The organism is Klebsiella pneumoniae subsp. pneumoniae HS11286 (assembly GCF_000240185.1).
Lineage (GTDB): Bacteria > Pseudomonadota > Gammaproteobacteria > Enterobacterales > Enterobacteriaceae > Klebsiella > Klebsiella pneumoniae.
In genome coordinates, this window is sequence record NC_016845.1 from 3,630,770 (window position 1) to 3,643,947 (window position 13,178).

General features: G+C 60.9%; 15 protein-coding genes and 1 other annotated feature. Of the genes, 6 read left to right on the forward strand and 9 right to left on the reverse strand.

The features are described 5' to 3' along the window. Positions 1-152: 152 nt before the first annotated feature. On the reverse strand, positions 153-272 hold the full coding sequence (locus KPHS_36120; RefSeq protein ID YP_005227912.1) for a hypothetical protein: 120 nt from the start codon (positions 270-272) through the stop codon (positions 153-155). Positions 273-302: 30 nt separating this feature from the next. On the opposite strand from KPHS_36120, the gene KPHS_36130 reads away from it, so the two are divergent. Further along, the gene (locus KPHS_36130; protein ID YP_005227913.1) at positions 303-725 is read left to right on the forward strand and encodes a universal stress protein A; all 423 of its coding nucleotides are present in this window, start codon (positions 303-305) and stop codon (positions 723-725) included. On the opposite strand, the gene KPHS_36140 is transcribed toward KPHS_36130, so the two are convergent. Beyond that, complete coding sequence (locus KPHS_36140; RefSeq protein YP_005227914.1) at positions 722-1,636, reverse strand: LysR family transcriptional regulator; 915 nt, start codon at positions 1,634-1,636, stop codon at positions 722-724. The genes KPHS_36130 and KPHS_36140 overlap by 4 nt on opposite strands. A gap of 120 nt (positions 1,637-1,756) precedes the next feature. Here KPHS_36140 and KPHS_36150 point away from each other — a divergent pair, with 120 nt between their 5' ends. Then, positions 1,757-3,568 (forward strand): putative amidohydrolase, encoded by a 1,812-nt coding sequence (locus KPHS_36150; RefSeq protein ID YP_005227915.1) that lies wholly within the window; start codon positions 1,757-1,759, stop codon positions 3,566-3,568. 2 nt (positions 3,569-3,570) lie between these two features. After that, positions 3,571-4,914 (forward strand): putative xanthine/uracil/vitamin C permease, encoded by a 1,344-nt coding sequence (locus KPHS_36160; RefSeq protein ID YP_005227916.1) that lies wholly within the window; start codon positions 3,571-3,573, stop codon positions 4,912-4,914. Here the strand turns inward: KPHS_36160 and KPHS_36170 are convergent. Beyond that, entirely contained in the window at positions 4,904-5,803 is a 900-nt protein-coding gene (locus tag KPHS_36170) for a LysR family transcriptional regulator (protein YP_005227917.1), read from the reverse strand. The two genes, KPHS_36160 and KPHS_36170, sit on opposite strands and share 11 nt — an antisense overlap. Before the next feature lie 183 nt (positions 5,804-5,986). Between KPHS_36170 and KPHS_36180 the strand changes: the two genes are divergently transcribed. Continuing rightward, positions 5,987-6,304: an RcnB family protein gene (locus tag KPHS_36180; protein YP_005227918.1), complete on the forward strand. Its 318-nt coding sequence runs from the start codon at positions 5,987-5,989 to the stop codon at positions 6,302-6,304. Beyond that, positions 6,276-6,740, forward strand: a complete 465-nt coding sequence (locus KPHS_36190) for a GNAT family N-acetyltransferase (protein YP_005227919.1) — start codon at positions 6,276-6,278, stop codon at positions 6,738-6,740. Before KPHS_36180 ends, KPHS_36190 begins: the two co-directional genes overlap by 29 nt. Here KPHS_36190 and KPHS_36200 read toward each other — a convergent pair. The 3 genes from KPHS_36200 to KPHS_36220 all read right to left on the reverse strand — a co-directional run bounded on the left by KPHS_36200 (position 6,737) and on the right by KPHS_36220 (position 8,129). Then, positions 6,737-7,009: a putative ATP-binding protein gene (locus KPHS_36200; protein ID YP_005227920.1), complete on the reverse strand. Its 273-nt coding sequence runs from the start codon at positions 7,007-7,009 to the stop codon at positions 6,737-6,739. The two genes, KPHS_36190 and KPHS_36200, sit on opposite strands and share 4 nt — an antisense overlap. Continuing rightward, positions 6,737-7,844 (reverse strand) — a sequence feature (potential frameshift: common BLAST hit: gi|238895685|ref|YP_002920420.1| putative ATPase). Its footprint overlaps the gene before it by 273 nt. Next, positions 7,059-7,844, reverse strand: a complete 786-nt coding sequence (locus KPHS_36210) for a putative ATP-binding protein (protein YP_005227921.1) — start codon at positions 7,842-7,844, stop codon at positions 7,059-7,061. (Overlaps the previous feature by 786 nt.) Positions 7,845-7,892: 48 nt before the next feature. After that, on the reverse strand, positions 7,893-8,129 hold the full coding sequence (locus KPHS_36220) for a hypothetical protein (protein ID YP_005227922.1): 237 nt from the start codon (positions 8,127-8,129) through the stop codon (positions 7,893-7,895). Here KPHS_36220 and KPHS_36230 point away from each other — a divergent pair. After that, positions 8,118-10,031, forward strand: coding sequence for a methionyl-tRNA synthetase (locus KPHS_36230; protein ID YP_005227923.1), 1,914 nt, complete (start codon positions 8,118-8,120; stop codon positions 10,029-10,031). The genes KPHS_36220 and KPHS_36230 overlap by 12 nt on opposite strands. Positions 10,032-10,145: 114 nt before the next feature. On the opposite strand, the gene KPHS_36240 is transcribed toward KPHS_36230, so the two are convergent. The 3 genes from KPHS_36240 to KPHS_36260 are packed head-to-tail and all read right to left on the reverse strand — an operon-like array spanning position 10,146 to position 13,065. Further along, positions 10,146-10,616: a DUF1456 family protein gene (locus KPHS_36240; protein ID YP_005227924.1), complete on the reverse strand. Its 471-nt coding sequence runs from the start codon at positions 10,614-10,616 to the stop codon at positions 10,146-10,148. Between the two features lie 47 nt (positions 10,617-10,663). After that, complete coding sequence (locus KPHS_36250; protein YP_005227925.1) at positions 10,664-11,383, reverse strand: putative two-component response-regulatory protein YehT; 720 nt, start codon at positions 11,381-11,383, stop codon at positions 10,664-10,666. Further along, the gene (locus KPHS_36260; RefSeq protein YP_005227926.1) at positions 11,377-13,065 is read right to left on the reverse strand and encodes a sensor histidine kinase; all 1,689 of its coding nucleotides are present in this window, start codon (positions 13,063-13,065) and stop codon (positions 11,377-11,379) included. Before KPHS_36260 ends, KPHS_36250 begins: the two co-directional genes overlap by 7 nt. Positions 13,066-13,178 lie beyond the last annotated feature (113 nt).

Sequence of the window (13,178 nt, forward strand, 5' to 3'; positions counted from 1 at the left end):
GACGAGGTAGAAGCAATGACCCTGCGGTCTCTGACTTCCCTACGCTGGCATTATCCAGATCAGGTGGTACGGGTATTTCTCAGCCTTCAACGAAGAAGGGCACCCCGAGTCAAAATAGTGAAATTGTTAAGCGTTGTGGAATTTACCGCAACTCACCGGTTCATACAACAAGCCTTTAGCCCTGGATACGACACCATCGCGGCCATCATGCTCATCAGGCGACCGGACGGGATTGCATTCCGCTGCTGGCGGGCGGAAAATAATGACATCATGCGCTATTTAGCCTACCGAGGATATACGCCATGGCCGTTTATCACCATGCGCTGGTACTGATTAACAGCAGTCAGGACGGCGTCCCGCTGCTCCAGCATGCCGCCAGAATGGCAGAAGAGAACGGCATGCGCATCACCATCGCCCACATCAGCACCGATTACCGGGCGCTGAACTATGTTTCCGACAGCCTGCGCGACGATCGGGTCTCGCAGGAGGTGATCCAGGCCAAGGCCCTGCTCAACGAGCTGGCCTGCACCGTCTCCCTGCCGGTGGATACCCTCTCGCTGGTGACCACCCGCCGGTTTGAAGACGTGGAAACCTGCGTTCGGCAGCGGCAGATCGATTTAATTATTGCCGGGCACCATAACCGGCTGCTGGGCGTCCTCTCCTCACACTCGCTGGAGTACATCAACCACTTAAACCTGGACGTACTGATCAAGCACCTGCCCTAGCGCAAGGCGGCCTGCAGCAGAGAAAAACAGTCTTCAATAAGCGGGGGCAGCGCCTGCGGGCCGCGCATCAGGGCCACTGTGCGGGCGAGCGCCGGCTGCTGCAGGTGGGCGACCCTGAGCGCCGGGTCCTGCAGATGGGTGGTGTACAGCGCCGGCAGAATCGCCACCGCTAAGCGCGAGCGCACCAGACCATACAGGGTTTCGATATAGTCCACCTGGTAGCGGGTGGTCAGCGTCAGGCGATGGCTCTCCACTAATGCCGCCACCAGCCGTTGAATATTGCCCTTCGAGAAGACGGCAATATCCCGCCCCACCAGCTGCTTCCACGGCAAGTGCGCCTGCGCGGCCAGCGGATCGTCGCGGTGCAGCACCGCCACGAAGGGATCTTCGCGCAGCGGATAGACCAGCAGTTCTGCGGGCAGTGAGCTGTCGATCGCCCCGATGCCGAAATCAATCTCGCCGCGCTGCAGCGCCTGGATAAGCGCATCGTTGGTCTGATCGTGAAATTCAATGCGCAGACGCGGAAAGGCCTCAGCCAGGGTCTGCGGCAGCAGCGGAAACAGCAGCGAACTGACCGACGGCACCAGACCGATACGCACCGTCCCGTCGCCGCCCGCCTCGACAATCTGCTGCATATCGGAAAAGGCCGCCTGCGCCACGCTGAGGATCCGCTGGGCGTGGGGTAAAATCGCCGCCCCCAGTTCAGTCAGAGTGACCGTCGCAGCGGTACGGTTGACCAGCTTACCGCCGAGTACCGTTTCAATCTGCCGCAGGGCGCTGCTCAGCGCCGGCTGGCTAATCGCCAGCCGACTGGCGGTATCGGTAAAATGGCGCAGCTGGGCCAGGGTGACGAAATACTGAAGCTGTTTAAGAGAGAGCGCGGGCAGCCGCTGCCAGGGTTCGTTCATCATCGGGTTCGCTACGGTGGTCCTGCACAATAACCCGAGCTTATCGGGTGATAAATTTATTCATCTGGGCAAACGTTTGCTGTGCCCCTAGAGTATCCGCATTATCCTTGTGCCGGAGTGGTTATGTCCAGCAATGCTCAAGTCCGCCGTCGCGCCGTGCAGGCCGCGCGCGGTGAATCCCCGTTTGATCTGCTGCTGATCGATGCGCAGATCGTCGATATGGCCACGGGCGAAATTCGCCCCGCTGACGTCGGTATCGTCGGCGAGATGATCGCCAGCGTCCACCCGCGCGGCAGTCGCGAAGACGCCCATGAAGTGCGTTCCCTGGCCGGTGGCTACCTGTCCCCCGGCCTGATGGACACCCACGTGCACCTCGAAAGCTCGCACCTGCCGCCGGAGCGCTATGCGGAAATCGTCCTCACCCAGGGCACCACCGCGGTGTTCTGGGATCCGCATGAGCTGGCCAACGTCCTCGGCGTCGCTGGCGTGCGCTATGCGGTGGACGCCAGCCGCCATCTGCCGCTGCAGGTGATGGTCGCCGCGCCGTCCAGCGTTCCCTCCACGCCGGGTCTCGAAATGTCCGGCGCCGATTTTGCCGGCGCGGAGATGGAGACCATGCTCGGCTGGCCGGAAGTGCGCGGCGTGGCGGAGGTGATGGATATGCACGGCGTGCTGCACGGTAGCGAGCGGATGCAGGAGATTGTCCAGGCCGGTCTCAACAGCGGCAAACTGATTGAAGGCCACGCCCGCGGCCTGAGCGGCGCTGACCTGCAGGCCTACCTCGCCGCCGGCGTCACCTCCGATCACGAACTGACCTCGGCGGACGACGCGCTGGAAAAACTGCGCGCCGGGCTGACGATCGAGATCCGCGGCTCGCACCCCTATCTGCTGCCAGGTATCGTCGCGGCGTTAAAAACGCTGCCGCACCTCTCCTCGCAAATCACCGTCTGCACCGATGACGTGCCGCCGGATATACTACTGGAGAAAGGCGGCATCATCGCCCTGCTTAACCTGCTGATCGAGCACGGTTTACCGGCGGTCGATGCGCTGCGATTCGCCACCCTCAACGCCGCTATTCGCCTGCAGCGCCACGATCTCGGGCTGATTGCCGCCGGGCGGCGCGCCGATCTGGTGGTGTTTGATTCCCTGGAGAAACTGGTGGCCCGCGAAGTCTACGTAGGCGGTAAGCTGCTGGCCCGCGCGGGCAACCTGCTGACACCGATCGCGCCCGCCGCGGGCGTCACGCCGCCGCGCGATACTTTGCAGATCGCCCCCCTCCGCGCCGATGACTTTATTCTGCGCGTCCAGGGCATTCGTCACGGCACTGCCCGCCTGCGCCATATCCGCGGCGCGCGCTTCACCCAGTGGGGCGAAGTGGAAGTGCAGGTTCGTGACGGGATAGTCCAGCTGCCCGCCGGCTTCAGTCTGATCTGGGTCAAGCACCGCCACGGCCGCCATCAGGCGACGCCGCAAATCGCCCTGCTTGAAGGCTGGGGTGAGCTGCGCGGCGCCATCGCCACCAGCTACTCCCACGACTCGCATAATCTGGTGGTGCTCGGGCGCGACGCTAATGATATGGCGCTGGCGGCCAACCAGCTTATCGCCTCCGGCGGCGGGATGGCGCTGGCGCAACAGGGCGAGATCCTCGCCCATGTGGCGATGCCGATTGCCGGCATGCTGTCGGATCTCCCGGCCGCGGAACTGGCGCGTCAGTTCCGCGAGCTGCGCGATCTGAGCAGCCAAGTCGCTGACTGGGAGCCGCCGTACCGGGTCTTCAAGGCCATTGAAGGCACCTGCCTTGCCTGTAACGCCGGGCCGCATTTAACCGATTTGGGTCTCACCGACGGCGGCAGCCGCCAGATAGTCGACCCGTTGATAGCCTGCCGGGAGACCCCGGCGCCAACGCCTCACAACAATAATCCTCAGGGAGCCTGAGCATGGCCGATAACACACTTCACTCTTCCGCCCGCGATAACTGGCTGGAGCGCCGCTTTGCGCTGCGCTCGCGCGGCGGCACGCTACGCACTGAATGCCTGGCCGGGATCACCGGTTTCCTCGCCGCCGCCTATTTACTGGTGGTCATCCCGGGACTGCTGGCGATCGGCGGGATGGACAAAGGCGCCGCCACCACCGGCACCATTCTGGTCTTCGTCGTCGGTTCGCTGCTGATGGCGTTTTACGCCAACCTGCCGTTTATCGTCGGCCCGGGCATTGGCGGCTCGGTGCTGGTAGGGGTCACGCTGGCCGGTAGCGAGGGGATTGGCTGGCAGACAGGCCTCGGGATCGCCTGCTGGTCAGGGGTTCTCTTCTTCCTGCTGACCCGCTTTGGCCTGCGCGAAGTGGTCACCCGCTCGGTGCCGCAGTCGATCAAGCTGGGGCTGACGGCCTCCATCGGCCTGTTTGTCGCCGTCCTCGGCTTTCGCAACGCCGGGCTGGTGCTCGCCAATGCGAAAACCAACGCCCTGATGCTCGGTGACTTTCTCGCCCCCAGCGCGCTGGTGGCGCTGTGCGGCCTGTTCCTGGCGATAGCCCTGCAGGCGCGTAAGGTGCCGGGCGCCATTTTGTGGGCCATTCTGTGCGCTACCCTGGTGGGGATCCCGTTCGGCGTGACCAAACTGCCGACGCATTTTATCGATGTCCCCCACTCGCTGGCGCCGGTGCTGGGACAGGTTGACCTGCTGGGGGCGTTAAACATCGCCTTCCTGCCGTTCCTGTTCGTCTTTTTCGCATCTGAGTTTTTCTCCACCATGGGGACAACGCTGGCGGTGGGCGGCGAGGCGGGTCTGCTGGATGAAGAAGGCAACATGCCGCAGATTAATCGCCCGTTCATGGTCGATTCGATTGCCGCCGCGCTCGGCCCGTGGGTGGGCATTCCGGCGGCGACGGCGCTGATTGAGTCTTCGGCGGCAGCGGAAGCGGGCGGCAAAACCGGCCTCACCGCCCTGTCGGCGGCGGTAATGTTCCTGCTGATGCTGCTGTTCACGCCGGTGGCGTTGATGATCCCGAAAGAAGCCACCGCCCCGGCGCTGATCCTGATTGGCCTGAACATGTTCAGCGGCCTGCGCAAAGTGGATCTTGCCAACTTCACCGACGGGCTGCCGGTGCTGATGATGGTGATGATCACCCTTATCGCCAACAGCTTTGGCACCGGGATTGCCGGCGGGCTGCTGTTTTACATTGTGATCAAGGCTATCGCCGGTAAGTGGCGGGAGATCCCGATTGGCCTGTGGGTATTGGCCGTCCCGCTGGTGTATTACTTCGCGACCTTAGTCAGGCATTAAGCCCTTCACAATGTGATTTCACCTCTTCATATAACAAACGCACCGCGGCAGAGAGCTGTTTGCGGTGCGGACAAATCAGATTCAACGGCACCACATCCCCCTGATAACGCGGCAGCAGGCGCCGCAGGCGCCCCGCCCGCAGATCGTCGCTGACGTCGAGCATCGATTTATAGGCAATGCCCTCCCCGGCGATCGCCAGCCGACGGATCACCTCGGCGTCGTCGCTCATCACCGTGCCGGAAACCTTCTGCTGCTGAACCACGCCGTCGAGGCTCAGCGACCAGCGGTCGAACGGACGGCCGCGCAAAATGTAGATCAACGCATTGTGCTGGCTGAGTTCCTCGAGGGTCTGCGGTTCGCCATGGCGGGCGATCCACTCAGGCGAGGCCACCAGCACCCGACGATTTTCCGGCGCCACCGGCAGCGAGATAAACGAAGCATCGTCGTTATTGCCATAGCGAAACGCAACGTCCACCGGATCTTTAAACACGTCGGTCAGTTGATCGGAAAAGAGCAGCCGCAGGCGCAGCGCCGGGTGGCGTTGGCGGAAATCGCGGAACAGGGTCAGGAGCAGGTTACGCCCGAGGTCCGACGGCACGGCAATCTGCAACATGCCGCGAACTTCATCGTCCGGGGTCTGGATCTTCTGCAGACCGGCCTCGAGGGTATCGAGCATCTGGGTGGCGTAGGGCAGCCAGGTCTCCCCCTCCGGCGTCAGGCGCAGGCTGCGGGTCGAACGGGCAAACAGGCGAATATTGAGGATCGTCTCCAGACGCTTAATCGCCGCGCTGACCTGCGCCGGCTGCTGCCCGGCCTCGCGCGCCGCGTCGCTAAAACTGCCCAGCGCCGCGGCGCGGACAAATAAGGTCAGATCTTCCAGCCTGAACATGCCGATTCTCCCCTGCTTCAGATTGCTCCCAAAATACGCATCACCGTCGCTGCAACGCAAGCGGCACAAGACTTGCGCCGCGTTTTGCTTACACTTTTTAAAAATCCAGTGCTTGCCATTTCAGCAACGCATCAGGAATGATACGAGGCTGCTATTTTGAGTCCAGGTAATATTGAGGAAACTATGCGTAAAACAAAAATGATGCTTCTGGGCGTACTTCTTGCCACCGCTGGCGCCAGCTGGACGGCTACTGCCGCAGGGATCGATCAGTATGCGCTGAAAGAGTTCACCGCCGATTTCACCCAGTTTCACATCGGCGACACCGTTCCGGCGATGTACCTCACCCCGGAATACAACATTAAACAGTGGCAGCAGCGTAACCTGCCTGCGCCGGACGCCGGCAGCCACTGGACCTATATGGGCGGTAACTACGTGCTGATCACCGATACCGAAGGCAAAATCCTCAAAGTGTATGATGGCGAGATCTTCTATCATCGCTGATCCGCGCAATCTCCACGTCCGCCCCGGCGAGCCTGCGGACTCTCCGGCGCTGCGCCAGATCTTCCTGCGGGCGCGCAGTTTATCGTGGACCTGGCTTCCCGCCGCGGCGTGGCGGCTGGAAGATTTCGATGCCGCCACCGCGGATGAACAGCTGTGGGTCGCGGAATGCGACGGCCAGCCGGTGGGCTTTGCCGCCGTATGGACCGCCGATAATTTCCTTCACCATCTGTTTGTCGACCCCGACTGGCAGGGTAAACATATCGGCAGCGCGCTGCTGGCGCAGGTCGAACGGACCTTTACCGCCAGCGGAACGCTGAAGTGCCTGATGGAAAATAAAAACGCCCTGCGCTTCTACCAGCGTCATGGCTGGACCATCGAAGCACAGGGCGCGTCGCCCGAGGGCAGATACTGGCTGATGCGCTCGCCGCGGCCTTAAACGGCGCGGAAGGCAATCTCACCCGGGATCACTTCTCCCTGCCAGTACATCTGGGCCGCCACCCGGCCCGCCAGCTGGCGGTAGATGTCGGTAAATTCGCTGTCCGGACGCGCCACCACCGTCGGCGTGCCGTTATCCAGATCTTCCCGCAGCGTAATATGCAGCGGCAGCTGGCCCAGCAGCTGGGTGTGGTATTTCTCGGCCAGTTTTTGCGCACCGCCGGTGCCGAAGATAGGCTCGTGGTGCCCGCAGTTGCTGCAGATATGCATGCTCATGTTTCCACGATCCCCAGCACCGGCACTTCCACTTTCTCGAACATCACGATGCCTTTTTGGCGTCGATCAGCGCGATGTCCTGCGGCGTGGTGACCACCACCGCGCCGGTCACCGGAATGTTCTGCGCCAGGGTCAGCTGGATGTCGCCGGTGCCCGGCGGCATATCCAGCACCAGGTAGTCGAGGTCCGGCCACAGGGTCTCCTGCAGCATCTGCATCAGCGCCTTGCTGGCCATCGGCCCACGCCAGACCATGGCGTTGTCGTCGGTCACCAGGTAGCCGATGGAGTTGGTTGCCAGACCATATTTCATGATCGGCGCCATATGAGTGCCGTCCGGCGAGGTCGGGCGGCTGTCTTCCGCCCCCAGCATGGTCGGAATCGACGGACCATAGATATCGGCATCCAGAATGCCCACCTTCGCCCCTTCCGCCGCCAGGGCCAGCGCCAGGTTTACGGCAGTAGAAGATTTACCGACGCCGCCTTTGCCGGAGCTGATGGCGATAATGTTTTTCACGCCGTTGACCCCGGGCTGGTTTTTCACCCGCTTGAGGGTCGCGATGCTGTGGGTCAGCTTCCAGTCGATGGCCTTCGCGCCGGTGATGCGCAGCAGTTCGGCGCTGCACTGCTCTTTCAGCGCTTCGAAAGCGCTGCTCCAGACGAACGGCATTTGCAGTTCAATATGGACGGTATCGTCCAGCCAGGCGACATGGTGCAGCGCCTTAAGGGCGGTGAGATTATGCTTCAGGGTTGGGTGCTGGAAATTGGCCAGCGTCCCGGCGACCATCGCACGTAGGCGCTCAGGGGATTTGGCCTGGGATTGCGAATTCATCCCGACTCCTTTGTTGTTTTGAGATGCTTTCAGTAATCACAGAGTTTATCACAGGTAACGATTATCCATATATGGGCAGCCATTTATGGCGCACCCACAGCCCTTTTGGTAATATCGGAAGCCCTTTTTACAACAGAAGATGTAATGCTCACTATGACTCAAGTCGCGAAGAAAATTCTGGTAACGTGCGCCCTGCCGTACGCCAACGGCTCCATCCACCTCGGCCACATGCTGGAGCACATCCAGGCTGATGTCTGGGTCCGTTACCAGCGAATGCGCGGCCACGAGGTCAACTTCATCTGCGCCGACGACGCCCACGGCACGCCGATTATGCTCAAAGCGCAGCAGCTCGGTATCACTCCGGAGCAGATGATTGGCGAAATGAGTCAGGAGCATCAGACCGATTTCGCCGGCTTCGACATCAGCTATGATAATTATCACTCGACGCACAGCGACGAGAACCGCGAGCTGTCGGAGCTTATCTACACCCGCCTGAAAGAGAACGGTTTTATTAAAAACCGCACCATCTCTCAGCTCTACGATCCGGAAAAAGGCATGTTCCTGCCGGACCGTTTTGTGAAAGGCACCTGTCCGAAGTGCAAATCTCCGGACCAGTATGGCGATAACTGCGAAGTGTGCGGCGCGACCTACAGCCCTACCGAGCTTATCGACCCGAAATCGGTGGTCTCCGGCGCCACGCCGGTGATGCGTGACTCCGAGCACTTTTTCTTCGACCTGCCGTCGTTCAGCGAAATGCTGCAGGCGTGGACCCGCAGCGGCGCCCTGCAGGAGCAGGTCGCGAACAAGATGCAGGAGTGGTTCGAATCCGGCCTGCAGCAGTGGGACATCTCCCGCGATGCGCCGTACTTCGGCTTCGAAATTCCCAACGCGCCGGGCAAATATTTCTACGTCTGGCTGGACGCGCCGATCGGTTACATGGGTTCCTTCAAGAACCTGTGCGACAAGCGCGGCGACACCACCAGCTTCGACGAATACTGGAAGAAAGATTCCACGGCCGAGCTGTATCACTTTATCGGCAAAGACATTGTCTACTTCCACAGCCTGTTCTGGCCGGCGATGCTGGAAGGCAGCAACTTCCGTAAGCCGACTAATCTGTTCGTGCACGGCTACGTGACGGTTAACGGCGCCAAGATGTCCAAGTCGCGCGGCACCTTTATCAAGGCCAGCACCTGGTTAAATCATTTCGATGCCGACAGCCTGCGCTACTACTACACCGCCAAGCTCTCTTCACGCATCGATGACATCGACCTGAACCTGGAAGATTTCGTGCAGCGCGTCAACGCCGACATCGTCAACAAGGTGGTTAACCTCGCCTCGCGCAACGCCGGCTTTATCAGCAAGCGTTTCAACGGCGTGCTGGCCGCTGAGCTGGCCGACCCGGCGCTGTACAAAACCTTCACCGACGCGGCGGAAAGCATCGGCGAAGCATGGGACAGCCGCGAGTTCGGTAAGGCCATCCGCGAAATCATGGCCCTCGCCGACGTGGCTAACCGCTACGTCGACGAGCAGGCGCCGTGGGTGGTGGCGAAACAGGAAGGCCGCGACGCCGACCTGCAGGCCATCTGCACCATGGGCCTGAATATGTTCCGCGTGCTGATGACCTGGCTGAAGCCGGTCCTGCCGCAGCTGGCCGCGCGTGCGGAAGCGTTCCTCAACAGCGAACTGAGCTGGGACGCCATTCAGCAGCCGCTGCTGGCGCATAAGGTCAATCCGTTCAAGGCGCTGTACAACCGTATCGAGATGAAGCAGGTGGAAGCCCTGGTAGAAGCCTCTAAAGAAGAGGTGAAAGCCACCGCGGCGCCGGTCACCGGTCCGCTGGCGGACGATCCGATTCAGGAGACCATCACCTTTGACGATTTCGCCAAAGTCGATCTGCGCGTGGCGCTGATTGAAAACGCGGAATTCGTCGAGGGCTCCGACAAGCTACTGCGCCTGACGCTGGATCTCGGCGGCGAAAAACGTAACGTCTTCTCCGGCATCCGCTCCGCCTATCCGGATCCGCAGCCGCTGATTGGTCGCCTGACGGTGATGGTCGCCAACCTGGCGCCGCGCAAAATGCGCTTCGGCATCTCCGAGGGCATGGTGATGGCCGCCGGCCCTGGCGGGAAGGATATCTTCCTGTTAAGCCCTGACGACGGCGCCAAGCCGGGTCAGCAGGTGAAATAACAAAAAAGCCGGAGAGTATCTCCGGCTTTTTTTTGCCCGGCGGCGCTATGCTAGCACGCGCCCGGGGGCAGTCGTTGTAGGCCGGGTAAGGCGAAGCCGCCACCCGGCAAAAAATCATGCCTTCGGGTTATGCACCCGCTGGGTCAGTCCGCGCAGGAAATTGCGCAGAAACTGGTCGCCGCACTCGCGGTAGTTTTTGTGGTCAGGCGAGCGCATCATGGCGGTGATCTCCGGCACCGACACCCGGTATTTCTGCTCGCTCATAATCGCCTGGATATCGTCCGTTTTCAGCGAGAAGGCGATCCGCAGCTTTTTCAGCACCGTGTTGTTATTCACCCGACGCTCCAGCGCCAGCTCCGGGGCCGAATCATCTTTGCCGCGCTTGTCATAGATAAGGCCGTTAAGGAAACCCGACAGGATAATGTCCGGGCAGCGAACAAAGCCCTCTTCATCCTCTTTCGTCGTCCAGGTGTCGAAGCTGGCGGCGGTGGATTCCATAGCGGAGAGCGCGAGAATGCGCACCATATCGTTATTATTGACTTTCAGGGTGTAGCGCAGGCTACGAAGAATATCATTACTGAGCATGAGGGCCTTTTACTGTCGATGATGCAATGGGGCGCAGTGTACCAGCTTTACAGGCCAATCGCCTCTTTCAGGCTTTTTAAATAGCGCCGGCTCACCGGCACCGTTTGCCCGGCGCGCATCAGCAGCTCCGCCTGGCCATTCTCCTCCAGGCGAATCTCCTTCAGGTGCGCCATATTCACCAGGTACTGGCGATGGCAGCGCAGCAACGGCGTGCGGCTCTCAAGGGTGCGCAGGGTCAGTTCGGTAAAGCCCTCTTTTCCCTCGCGGTCGGTCACGTAGATGCCGCTCATCCGGCTGCTGACGAAGGCCACATCCTCCATCTGCAGCAGCCAGATACGACTGTGGCCGGTACAGGGAATGTATTTCAGCGTCTGCTGAGCATCATCCAGCAGCGACACATCCTGCAGATTACGCTCCTGGCGCAGGCGGGCGAGGGTTTTCTCCAGCCGGGCAGCTTCAATCGGCTTCAGCAGATAGTCAAAGGCATGCTCCTCAAAGGCTTTCACCGCGTATTCATCAAAGGCGGTGAGAAACACGATATAGGGGCGGTGCTCCGGGTCGAGCATCCCGACCATCTCCAGACCGCTGATGCGCGGCATCTGGATGTCGAGAAACAGCACGTCGGGACGCAGCTTATGCACCGCGCCAATGGCCTCCACCGCGTTGCCGCACTCGCCGACGATCTCGATATCGCGCTGTGTCTCCAGCAAAATGCGCAGGTTTTCCCGCGCCAGCGGCTCATCATCGACGATCAATACTCTCAGCATGCATTCTCCTCCAGGGGCAGACGTAGGGTGACACGGGTAAAGCGCTCCGGCTCGCAGGTGACGCTGATGCCGCAGTCGGCGCCAAAACGCGCCCGCAGCCGCCTGTCCACCAGATTCATCCCCAGCCCGCTGGCCTGGGGGTTGGCCCGGTACAGCCCGGCGTTATCTTCGATATCCAGCTGCAGCCAGCGATCGTCCTGGCTGGCGCGGATGGTAATTTCGCCGACGCCAAGATGTTGCGATGTACCATGCTTAATGGCATTCTCCACGATCGGCTGCAGGGTAAAAGCCGGCAGCTGGTGATGCGCCAGCCCTTCCGGCACCGCCATCTGGATCTGCAGGTTAGCCTGAAAGCGAGCCTTCTCAATCTGCAGATAGGCGTTAACATGCTCGATCTCATCGGCAAGAGTGACAATTTCCGTCGGCCGTTTCAGGTTCTTGCGAAAGAAGGTCGACAGATACTGCACCAGCTGGCCGGCCTGATCGCTGTCGCGGCGGATCACCGCCTTCAGCGTGTTAAGCGCGTTAAACAGGAAGTGCGGGTTGACCTGGGCGTGCAGGAGCTTGATTTCGGATTGCGTCAGCAGCGCCTTCTGCCGCTCGTACTGTCCGGCGAGGATCTGCGCCGACAGCAGCTGGGCAATCCCCTCCCCGAGGGTGCGGTTGATCGAACTGAACAGGCGATTTTTCGCCTCATACAGTTTAATGGTTCCTATCACCCGTTGGTTCTCGCCGCGCAGGGGGATCACCAGCGTCGACCCCAGCTTACAGTGCGGATGAATCGAGCAGCGGTAAGGCACCTCGTTGCCGTCGGCGTAGACCACCTCCCCGGTCTCAATCGCCCGTTGCGTATATGAGGAGGAGATAGGCTTGCCCGGCAGATGGTGATCGTCGCCGATGCCGGTAAACGCCAGCAGCTTGTCGCGATCGGTGATCGCCACCGCACCGATGTCCAGCTCCTGGATCAGCACCTGGGCCACCTTCATGCTGTTCTCTTCGTTGAACCCCTGACGCAGGATCCCCTCGGTGGACGCCGCCACCTTCAGCGCCGTGGCGGAAAAGGCGGAGGTGTACTTCTCGAACATCGCCCGTTTATCCAGCAGAATGCGCATAAACAGCGCCGCTCCGACGGTATTGGTGACCATCATCGGTGCGGCAATGCTCTGCACCAGATGCAGGGCGTCCTGGAACGGGCGGGCAATCAGCAGAATGATCATCATCTGCACCAGCTCGGCCACGAAGGTGATCGCCCCGGCGGTCAGCGGGCTAAAGACTTTGTCCGGCCGGCCGCGTTTGACCAGCACGCTGTGCACCAGCCCCCCCAGCAGCCCCTCAACGATGGTGGAGACCATGCAACTTAAGGCGGTCATTCCCCCCAGCGAGTAGCGGTGCAGGCCGCCGGTGAGCCCTACCAGCCCGCCGACCACCGGCCCGCCGAGCAGGCCGCCCATCACGGCGCCGATGGCGCGGGTGTTGGCGATGGAGTCTTCGATATGCAGACCGAAATAGGTCCCCATAATGCAGAAAATGGAGAAGGTGACGTAGCACAGCAGCTTGTGCGGCAGGCGAACGGTGACTTGCATCAGGGGGATAAACAGTCGGGTTTTGCTCATCAACCACGCGATGACCAAAAATACGCACATCTGCTGAAGCAGCAGCAACACCAGATCAAACTCGTACATACCCGCAAACCACACATGCCTGAAAGCGCGTACCATACCCTGCCTGGCGAAAACTTTCTTTGAAGCCCTGCATAAAATGAAAAACGCGGCCAGGATCACACTTTTTTGCGGCG